Annotated in this window: 16 protein-coding genes; 3 read left to right on the top strand and 13 right to left on the bottom strand. The window is 38.3% G+C overall.

Going from position 1 to position 17,500, the window contains the following annotated elements; genetic code table 11:
• Positions 1–3: 3 nt before the first annotated feature.
• From H0Z31_08640 to H0Z31_08585, 12 genes are all read right to left on the bottom strand, one after another.
• Positions 4–450, bottom strand: a complete 447-nt coding sequence (locus tag H0Z31_08640; GenBank protein MBO8177507.1) for a prepilin-type N-terminal cleavage/methylation domain-containing protein — start codon at positions 448–450, stop codon at positions 4–6.
• The gene (locus tag H0Z31_08635; GenBank protein ID MBO8177506.1) at positions 450–1,169 is read right to left on the bottom strand and encodes a hypothetical protein; all 720 of its coding nucleotides are present in this window, start codon (positions 1,167–1,169) and stop codon (positions 450–452) included. Before H0Z31_08635 ends, H0Z31_08640 begins: the two co-directional genes overlap by 1 nt.
• Entirely contained in the window at positions 1,170–1,775 is a 606-nt protein-coding gene (locus H0Z31_08630) for a hypothetical protein (GenBank protein MBO8177505.1), read from the bottom strand.
• Positions 1,772–2,725, bottom strand: a complete 954-nt coding sequence (pilM, locus tag H0Z31_08625) for a pilus assembly protein PilM (protein ID MBO8177504.1) — start codon at positions 2,723–2,725, stop codon at positions 1,772–1,774. The genes H0Z31_08630 and pilM overlap by 4 nt, the downstream gene beginning before the upstream one ends.
• A gap of 26 nt (positions 2,726–2,751) precedes the next feature.
• The gene (locus tag H0Z31_08620) at positions 2,752–3,492 is read right to left on the bottom strand and encodes a prepilin peptidase (GenBank protein ID MBO8177503.1); all 741 of its coding nucleotides are present in this window, start codon (positions 3,490–3,492) and stop codon (positions 2,752–2,754) included.
• A gap of 14 nt (positions 3,493–3,506) precedes the next feature.
• A complete protein-coding gene (locus tag H0Z31_08615; protein MBO8177502.1) occupies positions 3,507–3,911 on the bottom strand; it encodes a prepilin-type N-terminal cleavage/methylation domain-containing protein in 405 nt (134 codons plus the stop codon).
• Between the two features lie 92 nt (positions 3,912–4,003).
• Positions 4,004–5,215, bottom strand: a complete 1,212-nt coding sequence (locus H0Z31_08610; GenBank protein MBO8177501.1) for a type II secretion system F family protein — start codon at positions 5,213–5,215, stop codon at positions 4,004–4,006.
• A complete protein-coding gene (locus tag H0Z31_08605; GenBank protein MBO8177500.1) occupies positions 5,215–6,258 on the bottom strand; it encodes a type IV pilus twitching motility protein PilT in 1,044 nt (347 codons plus the stop codon). The genes H0Z31_08610 and H0Z31_08605 overlap by 1 nt, the downstream gene beginning before the upstream one ends.
• Positions 6,259–6,266: 8 nt before the next feature.
• Positions 6,267–7,928, bottom strand: a complete 1,662-nt coding sequence (gene tadA, locus H0Z31_08600) for a Flp pilus assembly complex ATPase component TadA (protein ID MBO8177499.1) — start codon at positions 7,926–7,928, stop codon at positions 6,267–6,269.
• 19 nt (positions 7,929–7,947) lie between these two features.
• On the bottom strand, positions 7,948–9,174 hold the full coding sequence (locus tag H0Z31_08595) for a VanW family protein (protein ID MBO8177498.1): 1,227 nt from the start codon (positions 9,172–9,174) through the stop codon (positions 7,948–7,950).
• Between the two features lie 21 nt (positions 9,175–9,195).
• On the bottom strand, positions 9,196–9,924 hold the full coding sequence (locus tag H0Z31_08590; protein MBO8177497.1) for a PRC-barrel domain-containing protein: 729 nt from the start codon (positions 9,922–9,924) through the stop codon (positions 9,196–9,198).
• 26 nt (positions 9,925–9,950) lie between these two features.
• The gene (locus H0Z31_08585; protein MBO8177496.1) at positions 9,951–11,345 is read right to left on the bottom strand and encodes a hypothetical protein; all 1,395 of its coding nucleotides are present in this window, start codon (positions 11,343–11,345) and stop codon (positions 9,951–9,953) included.
• Positions 11,346–11,456: 111 nt separating this feature from the next.
• On the opposite strand from H0Z31_08585, the gene H0Z31_08580 reads away from it, so the two are divergent.
• Genes H0Z31_08580 through H0Z31_08570 form a run of 3 tightly spaced genes read left to right on the top strand, consistent with a single transcriptional unit; the run spans position 11,457 to position 14,409 of the window.
• Positions 11,457–11,963: a type II secretion system protein gene (locus tag H0Z31_08580; GenBank protein ID MBO8177495.1), complete on the top strand. Its 507-nt coding sequence runs from the start codon at positions 11,457–11,459 to the stop codon at positions 11,961–11,963.
• Positions 11,905–12,513, top strand: coding sequence for a prepilin-type N-terminal cleavage/methylation domain-containing protein (locus H0Z31_08575; GenBank protein ID MBO8177494.1), 609 nt, complete (start codon positions 11,905–11,907; stop codon positions 12,511–12,513). The genes H0Z31_08580 and H0Z31_08575 overlap by 59 nt, the downstream gene beginning before the upstream one ends.
• Positions 12,514–12,531: 18 nt before the next feature.
• Positions 12,532–14,409 carry a hypothetical protein gene (locus H0Z31_08570; GenBank protein MBO8177493.1) on the top strand — a complete coding sequence of 626 codons (1,878 nt, stop codon included), beginning with the start codon at positions 12,532–12,534 and terminating at the stop codon, positions 14,407–14,409.
• A 40-nt stretch (positions 14,410–14,449) separates the two neighbouring features.
• On the opposite strand, the gene H0Z31_08565 is transcribed toward H0Z31_08570, so the two are convergent.
• Entirely contained in the window at positions 14,450–17,299 is a 2,850-nt protein-coding gene (locus tag H0Z31_08565) for a VWA domain-containing protein (GenBank protein MBO8177492.1), read from the bottom strand.
• Between the last annotated feature and the right edge of the window lie 201 nt (positions 17,300–17,500).

Raw genomic sequence — 17,500 nt, 5'->3', positions numbered from 1 at the left:
TCGTCAATTTTCGCGGATTAATTCAACCGATAAAGCTTTCAATGGAATCGGTTGAACGCTACCGTCAAAAAAGCATAAATTTTTAGTGTGTCCTTTTAAACAGACACCTTCAACCGTTCCATCTTTGACTGAAACATAGGAATGATTTTCTTGATGGTTAAGTTTTGTAGATGTATATGGATCTATTAATTCTTCCATCCAATCTCTTTCTACTAATAATTGATAAGGTATTCTACCAACGGATTGTCCTTGAATTTGTTGTTCTGTTAGATAAAGGCGAGCAGCTTCTACTAACATATAGGCATTTCCTACAAAGGCTTTGTCACGTTGGGTTTGGATGATGTTCCCAATCGCTATTACGGACACGGTAGCAATAATACTTAAAATAACGACAACAACCAATAACTCTACTAATGTCACACCACGATTGTCTCGAGATAGTTTAACCATTATGAATCACCGTCCGAAAAGAATGGAAACGGATCTTGTTTGTTAGTTGAAGCAGGGACTTGAAGTCTTGGTACTTCATCGAGTAATTCTGTTAAGGTTGGGTAGTAATACGTTGTCACGACGACTTCAAATATGAAATCTTCCTGTGTTTCCATAATCGATGTCACTTCTTTCGGACCTTCAAATACGAGCTCCTTAATTTCGGTAATGCGTTGTAATTCTTCTATTTTGGATAAAAACGATTCCATTTCAAAATAATCGTCTGCCTTGACGCGAAGTTGATAACTCATTCGTTCGATACCGGTTGGAACGAATCCATTGTCAATCGATTGTTCAGAACTTGTCGCTTCCCCCTGCTTGGCCATGTTAAGCGATGGATCTATTTGTTCTTGTGCTTCCATTTGTGAAATTTGTTCAATTGAAACTCCCGATAGCATTTCGGCCATTTCTATGTCCAGCAACAACTGATCGGTTAATGGCTTTACCGGCAATTGTTGTTGTAATCCAATCGAACTCATTATCGTTTGTTGTTCCATGTTCTCGGTTTTTTTACTAATCACAGCTAACAGTTGTTGTTCCGTTTGTAATTCGTTTTCGATTTTTTTAAGCGTATGAACGTTTGGTTGATAAATCAACAGATGAATTGCGATAAGTGCCAAAAAACAGCATAAAGTCACCAGAAGGAGAATGGTCCATTCTTTACGAGTAAATGACTTCATCTATGACGATCCTCCTTCCTGCTCAAAGTGCTCTTTAACCAGTTGTTTATTTAATTTGATTTCATATAGGGCGATATAGCGTGGTAATACGTCTTCATTCTCGTTATTTTCAGCATCATCCGCTACGACTGGTTCTGTTTCGATGGATCGAAGCTGGACGTCACTAATCCATTCTATTTTTGTTAATGAAGTAAAGTAATAGGCTGCATCCCGCTGGGAATCGAACTGAATGGACAATTCAATCGTTTGCTGTTCCATCCATTTAAAATGACGGAAAAAACCGCGCTCAGGCAAAATAGAAATAAGTTCTTTCATGATTGGAACCGCTTGGATAGGATATTGAGAGGCCCAAGTAACCGCCTGTTCTAATTGTTGATACGCTTTATTGGAGGTATATGATAATGATTTTTGTTCCTCTGTTTCACGAATTTGTCTCGTTTGATTAACCATTTGCTCCAACGTCTCTATTTTTTGAAAAACAATATGAAGTTGAAACCAATATATTCCTCCTGTAATAAGCGTAAGGGCGATGATAATAATTAATATATATTTAGGTGCACGATGCCTATCTTCTTTTCTCGGTAGTAGATTAATATCAATAATCATTTTAGCACCTCTTTTAATGCTAACCCAATCGCAAGTTCCATAGATGAAGGTATCGGCTCGTTGTCGCGGTCCATGAAATGTTGTTCAGGAACTTTAAACACTTCTTTTCCCCAGCGTTCTTTTAACGCTTCTCCAAATACATCTAATACAGGGTAGTCGCCGCTTAGTAAAAAGCACGTAATATCCACATCCCCATGAAAGAGGGAATAACGGTAAAAGTTGATGACCCGCTCAATTTCATTATATAAATCTTCCAGAGGCAAACTCCAATGATTAACCTCTTTTTCTTCCACCTGATTCCATTCAACCGGAATGGGTCGCATAAACACCGGTTGATAACCGTGAAAAATGGAAACGGTTAACAAATGACGATCAAGCTGTAACATCATATAATGTCCGTTTCCATCGATTACCTTTGAATATAAAAACAAGCGGTAAAGGGCTAAAATGGACATATCAGCGGTAAGTGGCTTCAATTTGGCTTCCTCCAAGAGATTGGCATACGAAGCCACAATATCTTCACGAGAAGCAAAAAGCAATGCTTCTTGTTTTTTCTCTTTTTCCCCTAATGGAATAACATCGAAAGCTGGATTTTCAAATGGCAAATGAATACTGGTGCCGATCTCTAAAAAAATATAGCTATGTAATTCATCTTCTTTTACATCTTTCGGAATCGAAAGTCGACGGACGATGGCGTATTGATCGGGTACTAAAAATTGGACAGGACGATGTTTAAGACCCCAATCGGCCACTATTTCTTCTAATATAAATAATAGTGTTTGCGAATCATAAATGATGCCCCCTTTAATCGTTTCTGGCGGAAGCTCTCGTTCCGTCCACCGAGTAACCGCAAATGGGGGAGTCGTTTTTGCTTCGACCACCCTAAGTGCATAATCAGTAAACACGATATTGATCACTTTCCTACCTTGAGAAAACCACGGTAGCTTCATACTTCTTTGCCCCTTCTAACAAAAAATTAATAGAATGAAAAATACCATTGTAAAATGTCCTGTCCATAAAAATAGCTAATAAGGGCACCTATCCCGATAAATGGACCAAACGGCATCGGTTGTTTCTTCTTCACTTTTCCGACGGCCAGTCCTATCACTCCACCAACTGTTCCGACGAGGGTGGCTAAAAAGAAGGTTAGCAAAATGAGTTTTGTTCCTAAAAGAAGGCCTAACACCCCAAATAGCTTAATATCACCGCCACCCATTCCACCTTTGCTCACGATGCTGATGAATAAAAGTAAGCCGAAGCCAACGACTGCACCAAAAAGACTATCCCACCAAGGATGTAACGGGATTAAAATTCTCTCAAGAAGAAACAATCCCAAAAAAAAGAGGAGTATTCGGTCAGGAATCATCATATAACGAATATCAGACACCGTAATAATAATCAGTAGCGAGATTATTGATAAACTAATCAACAACTGAAACGAAATTCCATGATAGAGATACGCAAAAACGAACAAACAACCTGTTAGCATTTCAATGAATGGATAAAGGGGGGAAATCCGTTCGCGACAAAAACGACATTTTCCCCCTTGAATGACATATGACAAAACAGGTATCAGCTCCATCGGCGTCAACACGTGCTGACAATGCGGGCACGCCGACCTAGGTCGAACGATCGACTGCTTCATCGGTACCCGTAACCCAACGACGTTAAAAAACGAACCAAATATGAGGCCGTAAAGAAATAATATAATTTTCATTGCTTTTCTAACGATTAATAATTGTGAAGATCCTCTTCAGTTGCTTCCTTAGCACTACTGCCATTAACTATAGTTACAGCATTATGATTCTTTATTGTGTAGCTATATTTCCCAGTGGTTTCGTCTTGATCTACTACCACTTCAAAACCATCATCATGTACATTTTCTAAGTAATTTTGTAAATCAGAGTATTTTAATGTTTTATCCCCAGGATCTTCGGAAGCAACATACAACTTTGCCGCATTAATAATTTGAATCGCTTCGGCAACTTTCGCATCATCTTTCGTCTTGTTAATAAGCCCACCAATACTCGGCACGGCAATCGCGGAAATAATCCCTAAAATAACGATAACAGCTAAAAGTTCTACTAAGGTCAATCCTCGCTGCTCTTTTAAACGTTTTTTCAATTGACTCATCATCATTCATTTCCTCCTATTCGACTATATATTTATGAGTCTAAAGTCATTATACCGTACAATCTATTTTCAGTGGGGTAATTTTTGTCAAATTTTCAATAATATTGTATTTGATTAAACATTTCAAACATTGGGACTATGATAGCAGTCACGATTATCCCGACAAGTCCAGCTAACAGCACAATCATCAATGGCTCAATCAACGATTTTAACCGTTCGGCCGTATTTTCTACTTCTTTTTCATAAAAGTCGGCCACTTTATCGAGCATTAAATCGAGCGATCCCGTTTCTTCACCAATCGCAATCATATGTGTGACGAGTGGCGGGAACACCCAGTGGCGTTTCAACGGAACGGTTAATGAACTTCCTTGTTCTAACGATTTTCGTGCATCACGAATGACTTTGGCGATGACTTCGTTTCCGACCACTTTTTCAACCATCGTTAACGCTTGTAAAATGGGAACCGAACTTGTGACAAGCGAGCTTAACGTTCGAGTCATTCGGGCAATCGCTGCTTTTTGTAACATCCCACCAAACACAGGAATGCGCAGCAAGACATAATCTAGATACCTTCTCGTTCGATCAAACTTTTTTAAAACAGCAAAAACAATGGTAATAACTCCAACCGTAAGTAGTACCAAGTACCAATATGTTTGCATTATTTCACTGGACTTTAGAACAAATTTCGTAATGGCCGGTAATTCCCCGCCAAAATCTTCAAACATGGAGACAAACGTGGGAACAACCGCAACGAGAAGAAAGAGGACGACACCGATCGCTAGCGTTCCGACGATAATGGGATAAGCGAGTGCTGATTGCACTTTTTGTCGCATCTGATATTGCTTTTCGTAATGGTTCCCGAGTCGCTCCAGCGTATCATCGAGGTTACCAGACATTTCTCCAGCCTTAACCATGTTAATAAATAACGGTTCAAAAATCCGTTTTTGCTTCGCACACGCTTCGGACAACGGATGTCCTTGTCGAACGTCTTGCTCCATTTCAAGCAAAGCTTTTTTTAGCGCTTTACTTTCTGTTTGAGCGGCTAAAATGTTTGTCGCCTCAACGACGGTTACCCCTGCGCGCAGCAAAGTAGAAAATTGTCGCAAAAAGATGACGAAATGTTGGAGTTTTACCGGACTCCCAATCACAATTTCCTTCGTCCAAATATTTTCTGGAACTTCCGCTATTTCGGTAACGCGAATTTGTTGCTCTCTTAACTTTAATAACGCATCCCGTTTCGACGAGGCGACGATGACGCCTTTTTTCTTCCCACGTGGATCTCTTCCTTCATATTGATACCTTGGCATTACGACCCGTTAGCCTCCTGTAAAAATGGTAAAGCGTCTTCTTTTGAAATGACTCCGGACTGATATAGCTCCCGAATATGCCCTTCCATCAATTGCATTCCTTGCGCTTTGGACGACTGCATAATGTTTTTAATTTGATGAATTTTTTCCGAGCGAATTAAGTTGGCAATGGCCGATGAATTAATTAAAACTTCGACCGCTGCTCGTCTTCCCTTTTTATCTGTCGTTGGAAATAATCGTTGCGAAATAATGGCTTTTAAAACAGAAGCCAGTTGGATTCGAATTTGCGACTGTTGCTGTGGTGGGAACACGTCAATAATACGGTCAATCGTCGACGGTGCGCTTGACGTATGGAGCGTACCTAAAACTAAATGCCCCGTTTCCGCTGCAGTAATAGCTGTTTGAATCGTCTCTAAATCGCGCATTTCGCCAACGAGAATCACATCTGGGTCTTGACGCAGGGCACTTCTTAAACCGTTGGCAAAATTTTTCGTATCAAAGCCGACTTCTCGTTGATCAATAATACAATTCCCATGTTTGTGTAAATATTCGATCGGGTCTTCTAATGTGATAATATGCTTTTTCATCGTTTGATTCATATAATCAATCATCGCTGCTAAGGTTGTTGATTTTCCGCTTCCGGTCGGTCCAGTTACGAGAACAAGCCCTTGGGGATATTCGGCGATTCGTTTAATTACATGTGGTAATTTTAACTCGTCAATGGAAGGAATCGTCGTTGGCACGACTCGAATGGCCATGGAAACACAGGAGCGCTGGTGAAACACATTCACACGAAAGCGTGATACTCCAGGAATACCGTACGAAAAGTCTAATTCTCCTTCCTCTTTAAACGTCTCCCACAAATGCTCAGGAATGATCGCTTTAGCCATTCCTTCTGTATCAGCCGGCGTCAACACTGTTCGTCCGTACCTTTTTAACTCCCCGTGAATTCGTAATACAGGAGCCGAACCGACTGTTAAATGGATGTCGGATGCTTGTAATTCAAACGCTGAACGAAGTAAATAATCAATTTTATCTTTCATACGCTCACCTACTCTATAACAGCTACACGCAATACTTCTTCTGTCGTGGTCAAACCTTGCTTCACTTTTAATAACCCATCATCTATTAAGAAAATCGTTTTGTTTTTAATGGCAATTTCGCGAAGTTTAGATAATGGTTCACCGTTCATAATGAGTTTTTTCATTTCTTCATTGACCATTAGTACTTCATGGATGGCAATTCGTCCCTTATACCCAGTCATATTACACGAAGCACAGCCTTTTCCACGGACGATCTTCGAAATGGAAATTCCTCGCCGTGCAAACATTTCTTTTTCCCGTTTGGAAGGAGGATGGACTTCGGCACAGTCACGACAAACTTTTCTAACTAAACGTTGGGCGATGATTCCACTAATGGACGTTGCGACGAGAAACGGCTCAACACCCATATCGATTAATCGGGTAATGGTGCTAATGGTGTCATTCGTATGGATCGTACTTAACACTAAATGACCTGTCAGCGACGCACGAATCGCGACTTCAACGGTTTCTTTATCCCGAATTTCTCCGACCATGATAATATTTGGGTCTTGACGTAAAATGGCACGTAATCCTTTCGCAAACGTTAACCCGACGTTCGGATTGACTTGTATTTGGTTGACCCCTTCTAATTGGTATTCGACAGGATCTTCAATAGTAATGATGTTTACCTCTTCATCGTTTAAATAATTTAACGCGGCATATAACGTCGATGATTTACCAGAACCTGTTGGTCCAGTAATTAAAATAATTCCGGTTGGTTTTTCGATTAACGTTTTAAATCGTTTTAAATTGAGTGAATTGAAACCAAGTTGTTCAATATCGTTTAAGGCACTGCTTAAATCAAGAATCCGCATCACCACTTTTTCGCCGAATACCGTTGGCAAAGTGGAAACACGTAAGTCCACCGGGCGAAATTCAATGTTTGTTTTAATGCGCCCATCTTGAGGAATCCGAAATTCCGTAATATCCATATTGGCCATAATTTTTATACGGGCAACTAACATGCTTTGCATATGTTTCGGCAGAGTACGCTCTGTTCGTAAAATGCCATCGATTCGATAGCGAATGACCACTTTCGATTCTTGGGGATCGATATGAATGTCACTGGCTTTTTGAGCAATCGCATTCGACAATAATTGGTTCACGAGGCGAACGACCGGAGAATCTTGGTCTACGATCGCTTCTTCTTCAATTCCTTCTCCTTCCTTCGACGCATCAGGAATGTCGTCAAACACATCATCTACATCGTAATATTTATTAATGGTACGGAGGATATCATCTTTTGTAGCAATCGCTGGTTGAATTTGAAAACCTGTTGATAAACGCAAATCTTCGATGGCATAAAAGTCCATCGGATCGGCCATGGCGACAAATAATTTGTCTTCTTCCTTTTTTAAAGGAATCATTAAATGGCGTTTCGCTGTTTCTTTGGGAATGAGGTTAAATAGCTTCGTATCAAACGGATATCGGTATAAACTCACATGGGGAATGCCTAATTGAAACTCCAACACTTCAATTAATTGTTGTTCTGTAATGTGCCCGCGCTGTAATAAAGCATCCCCTAATTTTTGATTAGGGCTTTTTTCTTTTAATGTTGCTTCAAGCTGTTCCTTTGTAATTAAACCGGATTCAACGAGTAAATCCCCTAAACGTTTCCGTGTTGTAACCATATGAATCCCCCGTTTATGGTTATTTAATAATGGTTTCCCCATTATCGTAGACCGATTCTAGCTCGTTTTTGTCGTTTTGTTCGCTCTCACTCGTCATAGAAGTGGTTTCACCGTCAATCGGATGAAGCTCGACCCGATGAATCGGTGGATAATAATCTTCCGATATCGTTTCTTCGGTAAGTAATTCCCCTTTTGAAGTATACGTTTGTCTTACGACTTTCGCGTATTCACCGTTTTTTCCTTTTTCGATTACTTTCACTTTGTTGTCTTCAACAAAAGGATGATAACGAACAATCGTCTTTGGGGTAAACGTCTGATAATCTTTTACTTTGATCTCATATTTATGAGAAAAAGGATATCCAGTTAGCACTAAATATAGGTTCCCTTGAACCATCGACCATTCAATAGAATAAGCCACATTATTTCCATTTAAAAAGGAAAAATCATACTGATCTTTTCCTTTTACGTATACGTCATAACCAATTTTGGCATATTCAGGTAACTGTTGGTGACGATTCCGTTCAATGATTTGAAAATTGGTCGGGAGAATTAATTCATACAAATACGTTCCTAGTACACTTAAATCATTGTCAGAAAGATAGGAAATTCGTTCTTTTTCGATCCAATTTAATAGGGAAAAAATTTGATGTTCTTTTATTTCTATGGTCGGATGTTCTTCAACTAGTTGTTGCAAACCTTTCGTAGTGAAAGAGGATGGAGCTAACACTTCGTTAAGCACCGTGATGTTTTGATCTTCCAATTGAAAATTAGTAAGATCAACATTTACGGTATGGTTTTTCCAATTAGAAGCCCACTCTTTAAGAAAAGACGTTAGTTTGGCTAAATCAATGTTTTCTTTCTTAATTGATAAGAAATTTTCAACTATCTTGTCTGCTAACTCTTTACTGTTTACGTTTATAATAGGGGAATTAAGTTCACCACTTTGTGAACGATTAACCGATTCTTCAACGTTGAGGTCAAAAAAAAATTTTCCATCAATTTCTACTTGTTCATCCGACCAAGATAATTCAATATGAATCTCTCTTTCCTCCCACGATCGCCGTAATAGAAGGATGGCTTCGTTTTTCGTTTTCCCCGACACATCCACTGTAGCGATGTATGTGTTTTCAGCAAACACTTCACCATCTTCTGAGAAAAAAAAGGCGCTAATCCGGGAAGCAGCGTAAAAATAGAAGGTACAGATCACGATAGAAAGTAAAGTGAATAAAAAGGGTCTTGCATGCACCCTAACAGCGCCTCCTTAATGTTATTCTTTAATATTCATTGTGAGCTCGACCATCACTACTGGTCCAGCTGCTTGTGCCTGCTCTATTTGTTCTTTCGTTAGAACGGACCCTTTGGAAATTAACAGTTGGCCATTGGCATCATAAAGGTCTTTCGCTACCTCTTTTCCTATTAATAACTCAACTTGTTTTTTACGAATGTCTTCTAATGGATTTAGGTCTTGTAACTTACCAATGGATTCTTCGTCCACTTGAACTAACTGGTCAGCTGAATCAACAGCATGTTGGGAGGCTTCTTCAGAAACGATGATGATATCTTTTCCATATGTAGAAACGAAGGAAGCAGGTAAAATAGCCTCTCGTTCTCCCCATTTCATATCTAATCCAATAATTTCACCTGTTTCGTCATTGACAAAAAACTCAGTTACTTGTCCGAGAAGTTGTCCTTTTCGGGTCATCACTTTCGTATCAATGACGCGAATATTTTTATTCACTAGGTTGTTCGCAATCGGAATTTCATTCAAATCTATAATGGCACTTTCATTTTCCACCGTTACGGCATATTCTCCAATTCCAATCACTTTTTTAAAAGGGATCGCTTTGACACTGACTTGCCAATCTTGGTGTTCAACTGTTAAAAAATCAACCGATCCTTTTTCTGGATTCACAATAAGTGACTTCACCTTTCCTAATTCAGTTCCATCAGAAAGACAAATAATCGGTAATCCTTTGATTTCCACACTTTTCTTCATCCTACTTCACCACACCTATCTTATTGTCATTCAGTTAGTTGTTTTATCATTTGCAATTGTTTCATCAGTAACGGATACGCTTCATATCGGTTTTCAATCGATTGAATAAATGATTTTAATGCTTGTTTATTATCTGTTTCTACATAATGCTCCATTAATAGTTGAGCAAAAAGAAAATATTCATGGTCGTGTAACGAAGGATGTAAATGATGGCGAATCAATTGTTCGTATTCGATTGGAGATACAAAGTTTTTGGATAAAATTAATTGTTCGACCATTGTATGTAACAACTCTTTTTGAAGAGCGGTGCTACTGTTTTGTTCGTCCTCCAAACGTACCTCTTCTACGTTTTTATTTTTAATAGTTTCGTAGTTTTGTTTGATTTCATCTTTCGGTGTTTCTTGTAAACTAAGCTCTTCTTCTCCATCGTTTTCACTCGATGTTGATTCATCAGACAACCACTCTGGCATTTCGTGATTACGTTCGATAGAATCTTCTATCAGCTCAACATCTTGCTGTTCTGAGGATTCATCTAATTTTTGCTTTTGTATATCCTCTTCAAGTTGGTTATTTGGCATTCCGAATGAATCCGTCAATTCTTCAATGTCCTCAGTTCTTTCTAGTTCGAGCACGTCAAATTGATTTTCATCAAGCTGTTCATTTTCATAAATCCTATCAATGATTGATTCATTCTCTTCAGCAATCCATTTTTCGACATCGCTAAAATCATTGTCTTGTTCGCTGAAAAGTTCATCTTCACCTAATGGTTCAATGACATCGTCATTCTCCTCAGCAATCCATTGTTCCACACGGCTTACAACATCATCAACTTGTTCTTCAACTTCCTTTTTTTCAATCGGCTCAATCCCATTGTTTTCTTCACGGACCAACCATTCTTCCATATTTGTTGATGTTTGAGTATCACTTTCGTCCTCTAATTGCACTTTTAAAACGTCCATGACATCCTCTTTTTTAATCAACACATTCGATTCGTGGTCAAAGGTATCGTTTAAATCCGTACTGGATGACCCCGCTTTTTCTTCAACATGATTCGTTTCAAATTCAGATGTAGATGTCATTCCGTCTATTTCATTTTGGTCCTTACGTTCATTTTTTTCGACGTCCAAAACTTCTTCACCGGTCTCCCATATGTCTTCTTCTGTACTACTTGAACCGTGAGCAAATAAAAGAGGGGAGTACCTTTTCACTAAAAAATACGACGATAATAAAGCCAACATTGAAAGGAAGAGGAGTATTTGCCATGGCCCATAAACGGATTGGGCAAATATACCTAGAAGAGCGATTATACAAGAAACGCTAGCAATAATTGATTTTCCTTTATTAGAAAACGGTAAAGGTAATACAAATAAAATAATGACTAAAACGATCAGCGAAATGCCTATCCCAATAAATTGACCCATTTACTCACTCCCATCCGTTCAAACAAAAGTCCTAAAAATAGACAAAAGGTGCCATATTTTGACTACTAAATATTGTATAATAAAGTTACATATTTTGAAAGAAGGGATGAAATGAAAAAATCTATCATCAATCAAGATGGAATGACGTTATTAGAGCTTTTAGCCTCGGTAACGATTTTATCTATCATTCTTTTGTCCTTCTTAAAATTTTTTATCCAAGGCTACCATTTTACGAATCTTAATCAGAAAAAAACGGTCGGAGTGAATGTGGCTCGTAACGTTTTAATGTATATGGAAAAGCAAAGCTTTATTGCGATGCGGAACGAATTCGAAGGAGTAAATACGGGAGAGGTCAAACCTGAAAACCAATACTTACGAGTCGTCGTTTGCAATGATTCGTACAAATATTTTCGCCCAAATGAAACGATTCCAGCTTTTTGTCAACCGATCACGATTAATAATTTACCTTATGAAGTTTTCGTCTATTCAGAAAAAGCAGATCCGGAAGAAAATGTCAATTATTTTATCCCGATTACAGTGGAAGTGCGGTGGGAAATTAATGGAAATGAATTTCATACAGATGTGGACGGAACGATTCAAAGCGAAGATATCCGATAATCATGGAATGACCCTTCTGGAGTTGTTATTGACGATCACGATTATGATGATTTTACTCCCCGCCACTTACGGGATATTTGTGATGGGGTATAAAGTGTACGAAAAAATAAACTATGATTCTCAAATGCGCGAAGACGCTGACTACGTATCCACTATGATTATGAATACGCTCTACTCCGTTCCCTTTGATCGTGTCCAATTATGTCAAGAGGGAGATACTTGTTTAGAAATTATTAATGACCAAGAAACGAGTGTCCAAAAGTACGAAAAAGAAAATAGTAAGTTTTATGATATAACAACTTCTGAAAAGGGAACTCCTGAAAGTGAAAAGATCGTGTTAACGACTTCCTCTGATGGCAATAAAAAAGTGTTTAATATCAATCATCATGAGTTAACGACTGTCTCTGATTTTACGAATTCATCGATTGGGTTAATCTGCTCCGAACAAGAACAAAACGGGTGCACAAGCGGCATTATTAAACTTCATTTTGAAGTAAGACACCCAAAAACGGAAGATGATTTAACACTTGAAAGTCAGTTCGGCTTTTAGAAAGGAGGATAGGATCCCTTGAATGAACGTGGAAATACGCTCATAAATGTATTAGTGACGACCCTTGTTTTTACAGTGATCGGAATGTCGATCATCGCCTCTACCATTGGTGGAGCGAAACGAACCGAACTTCGGGAAAGTGAAATATCGGTAACTTTTGATGCGATGAAAGCGGTGGATGAATTTGTCACTAACTTATCTATTCAATTAGATCAAATCGATATTTCCTTGATCCAAGCAAATGCCTTTTCGACTCAGATAAGCGAATGGATAAAGAATTTTATCGAGACGGCTAGTCAAGAGAAATCATTTATGGAGTGTATGTATGTAATCGATTTAAGCGGAGAAACTGCTACGTACGTCGGAGAAGAACCACCATCAGCATGTGGGGAAGAAAATTTAAACGCTCGTTCCACATTTCATATTGATTCAGATTTTACTAAAGTGTACGAGCTCGTCCTAGTCACTAAAAATCCGAATAACCATGAAGGAAATGTAAAAAAAACGATTCGAAAACGACTTTTTTTATCTCCCATTCCTAGCTTTTTAAAATATGCGGTAGGGACGAACAATGAGCTTTATTTAAATGGCTCCCCTCATATTGTCGGAAACATTTACTCTCCTAAACTAACGATTCAAGAGGATGCGTACTACTATTTGACCAATGGAATGAAAAAAGAAGTAAGCACCCCTTTCCCATCGGTGTATGGTGATATTTATACGAATTCGATTGATGTATTCCAATCGTTAACGAAAGACCAATTTTATCAACAACAAATGCCTAAGATCAAACACGAAAGCCGTTTTGTTCCTATACAGTTTGATGAAACGATTAAACAACAAGGTGAAAAAATGTTGGAAGATGTCGGTATTACCTTTTCTATTACCGATGAAATAACATCTTCGTTACAAACAGCAATTGAACAACAGTTTGGACTGGAAGGTCTTTCGTGGAGTTCTGTCGCCGATATTTTTGGACTAGAAGAACCGACCGATCAATTTTTTCTTATCAATAGAGATGTCGCAGGTCCATTGAAAGTCCCTGGTGATTTATACATTTCCTCAACTATAGAAAGCGTTTTGACATTTGATGATTTAATAGTAGATGGAGATGTATGGGTGATCGGTAATGGACCAATTAACTTTTCTAATATTATCTCTACAGGTAATGTTCATTTCATTAACGAAGGTGGTAAACTCAATATATTCGGAAACATCGTTTCTTCTGGCCAAATTCATATCGAAAGTAGAAACAATTTAACGATTGAAGGAAACCTTTTTGCAAGCGATGAAATTGCCTTCCGTCCATTAAATGGAGATATTCGTGTCAATGGAACGTTAGTCACTTTTGGAAATTTAGAAATCAAAGGAGACGCAAACGATCCATCCCAAGAAAATGACCAAATGATCGTCGATTCAGTTATGTACGTGAATGGTGAGACACAAATTTCAAATGTCAATATTTTAGGCTCTAACAACCAAGAAAAACAATTAATCTTACTTTCAAAAGATAAACTTACAATTACCCGTATTAATGAATTTACTAACTTTCAAAATAGCCAGGAACCAGAGTTGTATGATGGTATACCGTTAGATGACCAGATTAAACCGCTTAAAGCGTTCTTTTATACAGAGAATAAAGCCGAATTATATGGGGTTGGTTCATTATTTTACATTCACGGTGGCTTGTTTGCGAAAAATGTTTTAGAAATTAATGCCGTTAGAGGAGAAGTGGACGATATCACTAATGTTCAAACGATGACCATTAGTCAGCAAAATAACCGCTTATCTCGGTTTAATGTGATTTATAACAAAGATGTGTTGTTACAACGAATTGATGCCTTACCACAAGTGAAGCATGTAAGTTTATTCGCAGATGAAGTTTTTATCGAATAATAAAAGGCTAATGCCTGCATCTCGGCATTAGCCTTTTTCCTTACCATTTTCCTTCGGTAGATGAATCGTTACCCCCACTTGAATCGTGTGGAATCACTTCAAATAGGGCCGACGCTTGTAGACCTTCTTTTGTTTCGACTGTTACGGTCGCGTACCCTATATCTACTCCTTCGACAAACCAATGCTCTCCATCTTGGTATACGTTTATTATTGCCGGTGAAGTAATGACGTTTGTAATCTGTTTATTCGTTGAATTTGATGGTGACCATTTTAGTTCTCCTGTCAAGTTCATTTTGTTACCTTTTTTCAGCGTATACTTGCCTTTTTTAAATTGAACTGACTCTAAAGGGATTATAGGGTCCTTCACATAAATGGGAACCATTATTTGAATGTCTTCTCTTTCTTTTGAAGAAACAATCAATGTGGTTTCTCCTTCTGATAAGCCAACAATACGACCATTTTCATTTTGATATATTGCAATATCTGAGTTAACTACATGAATATTTAAATCGTTCCATTTAGCTTCGTATGGAGAAGTTTGAATATGAAGCTCCACCGATGTCCCCACATCCAGTTCAATCGGGTTCGGTTGCACTTCTATTGATTGAATTTTCGACTTACGAATCGTTTTTGTGACTGTTTTCTCTCCACCTAATACAAATCCACTAGACGCTTTTACAGACACTTGAATCGTTCCATAGAATGATTTAGGTATAGAGATAATATCCTCTGGTTGCAATTCTGTCCAATCAATCAAACCGTTATCAGCAATGATTCGGAACATATAGGAAGTATCGTCACCAGCCACTTCTTCGGTTAATTTAAAGTATGCATCGCCATCTACCCATCCGTTTTCATTAATCGGTTCGCTCGTCGATGAATCAAAAATATCAAAATCATGTACAAATCGCCATTGGTCAACCGAATCATCGAAGTAAATGACTTCTAAACCGACTCCCCCTTGTGAAAATTTTAACCCTTTCACCGGCTTAGTCACCCGTTTACCTTCAGCTAAAATCAATCCTTCAAATCCGTCTACTTTGCGAACATTTCCTAAATGATCTCCTACGTAAAATACAGAGCTGGCAAACTCATCTAATCGAATTTTCATACTAATTTGTTGATTAGTCGTGTTTAAATGTAATGAAGAATAACCGAAGCGACTGTCATGATAGGTTAATGTTGCTCGTGGTAACGTCACATAACTCATCGCATAATCGACATGCAATACAACCTCAAATACAAGTTCATCGACGGAAAATGCGCCGTTTTCATATGTAATTGGGTGTGGAATGGTGATGACTAGTTGCTTCTCTCCATTATTCTCTGATAAGACTACTTCAGCTTGATGTAATATTTCGTTTCCTTTTAAAACTATTAGCTTATCCTCTTTTAAAACCATTCCCTGTGGAAGCGGCTGAACGATTTGGATGTTCGTAAGCTCACCCGTCATTCTCTTACTAATTACTCCTTCCGGTTCCAATGTATACCGAATTTTGAACGAGTTCGTATCAGAATGACTTGTTCCAAACTTTATTAATTGGTCAGGAGCATAGCTCGAGTTTTTTCGTACTTCTACAAAACTATGAAACGTTGGTGCCACCTCTTTTTTTACTGAAATCGTTACTGGTGGATGATCAACGACCACTCGTTTTCCTTCCAAGTCTGTGTAAACTAAATGTATACCTTCAAACGTAAAGTCTCCGACTTGTGTAAACTGAAGCGGTAAAGAAATTTGTTTCAACGATGGGAGGGGTGAACCGTTCACAGGAAAGTTAAATGTAAACGGAACATGAACAACGCCTCTTTCATCGATATATGCCCCATTTACTTCTTTCAATGAAGCGCCTTGATGTTGTAACTCAGCAAGTGGAATCGTTACCTCCCCGCTAATAGATGGAGAGTCAAATTGATTGGAAATTTCCTTAAACAAGGAAGACAAACTTTCTGGATTCGCTGAAATCGCATAGCCACCCGTTTCATTTGACATCTCTTCTAGTAATTGATAGTTTACATCCCCTTCTTCAGCAAAGGCAATACTATACATGGTAACATTATGTTGGGCTAGTTTTTTAGCGGTGTTTTTCGCTTCTTGTTCAATGATTTGTTTTGTCTCATTGAAATCCAGCCATTTCCATTCACGTATTGGATCCCACCGAGAAGCCGTGTTATCTGCATAAAGGTAATACTCTACTATTGTGGTTTCAGTAACCCACTCATATCTCTTATTGTTTCCATATCCAATCCGTTTTTCATAACTCACTTCTTCTTCACGATATAGCGTTGTCGGCTCTCCATCAGTTAGAAAAATAATGTATTTGCTTTTTTCAGAGTAAGGTTCAAACAAATTTAAGGCAGTGTGTAATGCTAGCGAATAGTTTGTTCCTCCGTAACTAACATCATCCAAATGCTTTAGCACAAGACTAATTAAATGCAAATCATTTGGATGATCTTTCGTGTTCGGATTCGGACGTATCTTTACACTTTTATTGTTTGTAATCTCACTGTTAAAAGGAACAAACCAAAACTGATCGTCTTCGATTCTATTTTTCTCAAAATATTCAAGTGCTTCCGCTAAGGCATATTTCGCGCTTTTATCTTTTCTCACCCCATGAAACTTGTATGCCATCGAACCTGACGTATCATGAACAAAAATCAGTTCAATAGGCTTTCGTTGTTCATTCGTTGCCATACCGACCGGTTGAATTTGGATATCAAGCCTTCCTTCAGCCACTCCATCTTCAGGAAGAACGATTTCATTAGAGGAAGGTTGAATCGTAAAGTGAACTCCAGGTGGTTGTGTAGTCGAGTGAACCTTACTTGTGGAATAACAACCGATGAACAATACACAAATGAGAAACGGTATGAGCCTGATCCTTTTCTTTTTCATTCTTCCCCCCACCTTATACGATAACAGTCGTGGCGAAAAACCCACATAAGTAGTTATTTTGTCCCATTTATTCTAATCTTATTTTCTCATAAACTATTCCAATTTTCACTTAAAATTGTATTGTTGATTGAGTCAAGTATTTGTGGGCAGTTTTTTTCTCCCTAACAATGAAAGCGGATTCACTATTTTAGGGTACTCTCT

Source organism: Bacillus sp. (in: firmicutes) (assembly GCA_017656295.1).
In the GTDB taxonomy this organism is placed as follows: Bacteria; Bacillota; Bacilli; order Bacillales; family JACDOC01; genus JACDOC01.
This window is presented reverse-complemented; position numbering and strand designations above follow the sequence as displayed.